Genomic DNA, 3,289 nt, shown 5'->3' on the forward strand with positions numbered 1-3,289 from the left:
CAACTGGTCGTTGTGTTGGTTTCCAATAAAATAGGAGTGAAATCTATGGTTTGTGAGAAAGCTTTTTTTATTGGAGCAATCAGCAAGATCGCCAATAAGATATAATTGATTTTCATGGTGATTATTTTTTATTTAAAGTAAAATGATATTGTAATCCAAACATAAAAGTACGTGGAGCAGCTGCAGTATAAGTTGATTTGTCGTTTGCATTATTGCCTCGTGACACATTATAAGCATATAATTTATCGGTAATGTTCATAATATTGGTGTAAAACTCAACGTTTTTCCATTGGTAGCCAATTCTACCGTTAAAGACATTGTAACCATCATATTTTAGGGTATTAATTTGGTTTTGATAATAGCTTGATACAAATTGCCATTCAATAGAAGTTCTAAAGTTAGGCAACCATTTTGGATAATAATTCAACTCTGAATTTCCAACCCATTTTGGAGCTGATGGCATTTCAAATCCATCCAATCTTTGTAGTGCATCGGTTGGTTTGTCACTTACTTTGAAGTCAATAAAAGTGTGTTGTGCCGCCGTTCCTCCAATGCGAATGGATAATTGTGCAGATGGTTTGTAGTTTACAGCAAACTCAATTCCTTTGTGACGGGTTTCGCCTGCTGATTGATAATCTGTTGAATTGTCGGGCTGGCGAATGTTCAACAATTCGTTTTTGCCTTTCATATAATAGATGGCATACTCGAGATATAATTTGTTTTCAAGCATACATGACCAACCTCCGATTTCGTAGTTTTCAAACTTTGCAGATTCTAAATTATAATAAAACTCAGCAGGAACTGTTGGTGTTCCGGTATCTGGTTTTTTTCTAAAAATAGCGGTAACACTCGGAGGTGCAAATCCTTGCGAGTAATTGCTGTAGAATCCTATATTTCTGTTTAAATTGAAATTAATTCCAATTTTGTTCGTAAAACGATTGTATTTTTTGTCTCCTGAAGAATTATCCAAATGATTTTCATAGCTCAAATCCATTTGGTCGTAACGACTTCCTAAAGTCAATTTTAATTGGTTAATTATATTGAAACTATATTGTAAATAACCTGCCGAATTTTTGATTTTAGCATCATAATCGGCTAGTTTAATATCAGGTCTTTCAGTAAGAATTTGATAATTATTTACAGTTCCATCCGCATTAAGATTGGCTTGTAAGTCTATTTGATACGAACCATAATCATTAGGCGAATAGTCGTATAACGCACCCGTAATTACATTTGAATTTAAGAAATCAAATTTTTGGGAGTGTTGTGCCAAAATGCCATAACTCTTAAAATTATTGGAGTTAATTTCGCCTCGGGCTTTTGTTTGTCCCTGCATCCAGCGGATTCCATAAGAAGGATTTTGGCCTAATTTATTATCTCTGTGAAAAACAGTTAAAAAGGAATTTCCGTTTTCGTTCCAGTCCCGTTCTAAAGTCAATCTGGTGCGCAAGACATCAGATTTTCTATAGGTAAAATCGGTGGTGTTTTTGTAAGTTCGCTTGTAAAAAGCATCTTCATTAATACTCCCACTCATGTCAGAATAATATTTGCCAATCATCGTGTTGCTGATTAAGCGTGTTTTTGAGTTAATGTTGTAATCAATTCTGGCGTTGAAGTTATCTTTGTTATAATCTGAAAAGGTCATCCAGGAGTGATTTTGTTCGCTGGATAACCCGGCAACATAAAACCCAAATTTCCCAACGGTTGCGCCACCAGCTGCCTGAAAACGTTTGAAACCCCATTGGTCGGCTTGAATACCAATTTTGAATTCCGGATTAACCGGAGGCCGAACGGAGATAAAATTAACAACTCCGCCCACTGCTTCGGGGCCATAAAGGGATGAAACAGGTCCTTTTACCACCTCAATGCTTTGAAGGTTGAACTGGTTGATTTCTAATAACGCATTGTGGTTGAAAACCCCCATCGGGCGAATCGGTAAACCGTCTTCCAAATACAAATAGTAACTGTTGGTGGTCATAGGTTGACGAATAGACATCATGTGTTGTTCGTTTCCTAAATTGACCATCATCACTCCAGGTGTTTTATTTATGATTTCATAAACAGCCGTAGGTTTGGTTTCATTTATTAATTTCTGGGATAATTTTGTTATGGCTACAGGAACTTCTCTCCGTAAAGTGGCGTTTCGATTGGCAGTTACGATGACGGTTTCAAGTACCTCTACTTTTATGGTGTCTTTTATGGTTTTATCTTGCGCATAGGCGATTTGTCCAATGACCAAAAGGACAAGGAATATTTTTTTCATTTTAGTTTGTATAATTATAATGTACCAGTTATGGTTTCATTGGTTTTAAGCCAATAAAATAAAGGGTTTCAGTTAGCTTAGTTTCTAAGGTACTGAGGCTAAAAAAAGCAATGAAATGTTAACGCCTGATTTATCTAAAAATCAGAAGCCTTAGAACCTTAGTTCCTAAGTATTTTAGTGCTTTTTTTAGAAAATTATACGAGTGGTGGATGGAAAATCGAAACAGCAATTGATTTTGATCTTTCGCAATAAGGGGAAAATATCATTCTCTTTTTTTCGATTGTAGTAATAGGAGTGAAGTTGTAATTTGAAGCCGTTTGAGTATAAACGAGTTCTTGTTTTTCTTTTAAGTTAGAGGATTCTTGTTTTTCCTTTTCAGCACCTTTTTTGAGTTGTTTTGCTAAATAACATTTACCGTTACAGGTATTGTTTTTTACTTCCTTTTTGATACATAAAGTTTTTGCAATTTCATCCTGATTGACTTTAAAAGTCAAATAAATGACCACGTTGCCAAACGAAGGAAGCAATAAAAGCGTGGAAATTATGATGGAATATAAAAGTTTCAAGACTTTGTTATTTATTATAATACAAATTTACATCAAAATTTTGATAGGCTTCATGATAATTGTCAGTTAATGAAAAAATCCCCAACTACTTTCGTAATTGAGGATTCTGTTATTTAGGTAAAAGCGTCTGAAATATTATGCATTCACAATAACCCATTGACCTGAGGCAATTAAGCTTTCGGCTTTTTTGAATTTCATTTCTTGTGTTTGTCCGTTAGCCACGTTTTGAATCGTTACGGTATCGTTACGATTAATTTTAGGCATATCTCTCACGATTGTTTCTGTTACTTGTCGTTGTTGCGTTTCTCCAGCTTCACGATTTTCATTTTCGCTATTTGGAATTTCGTCTTTACTTAATTTATAGTCTTCTTTTTGACGAACTTCTTTTGCTTCTTGAATTTGCTGATTCTGTTGAGCCGGTAAATCACCTTTAAACAAGAATGAAATAACTTCTTTATTT

At 34.7% G+C, this 3,289-nt stretch carries 3 protein-coding genes; all 3 read right to left on the bottom strand.

Translation table 11 applies throughout. The annotated features are described in order from the left end of the window. Nucleotides 1-121: 121 nt before the first annotated feature. Nucleotides 122-2,263 carry a TonB-dependent receptor gene (locus tag ACH2BP_RS10705; protein ID WP_395059730.1) on the bottom strand — a complete coding sequence of 714 codons (2,142 nt, stop codon included), beginning with the start codon at nt 2,261-2,263 and terminating at the stop codon, nt 122-124. Between the two features lie 194 nt (nt 2,264-2,457). Next, nucleotides 2,458-2,829 carry a hypothetical protein gene (locus ACH2BP_RS10710; RefSeq protein ID WP_395059732.1) on the bottom strand — a complete coding sequence of 124 codons (372 nt, stop codon included), beginning with the start codon at nt 2,827-2,829 and terminating at the stop codon, nt 2,458-2,460. Nucleotides 2,830-2,964: 135 nt separating this feature from the next. Next, a partial coding sequence (locus ACH2BP_RS10715; RefSeq protein WP_395059734.1) for a hypothetical protein occupies nt 2,965-3,289 on the bottom strand: 325 nt, incomplete at its 5' end.

Source organism: Flavobacterium sp., assembly GCF_043756175.1.
In the GTDB taxonomy this organism is placed as follows: domain Bacteria; phylum Bacteroidota; class Bacteroidia; order Flavobacteriales; family Flavobacteriaceae; genus Flavobacterium.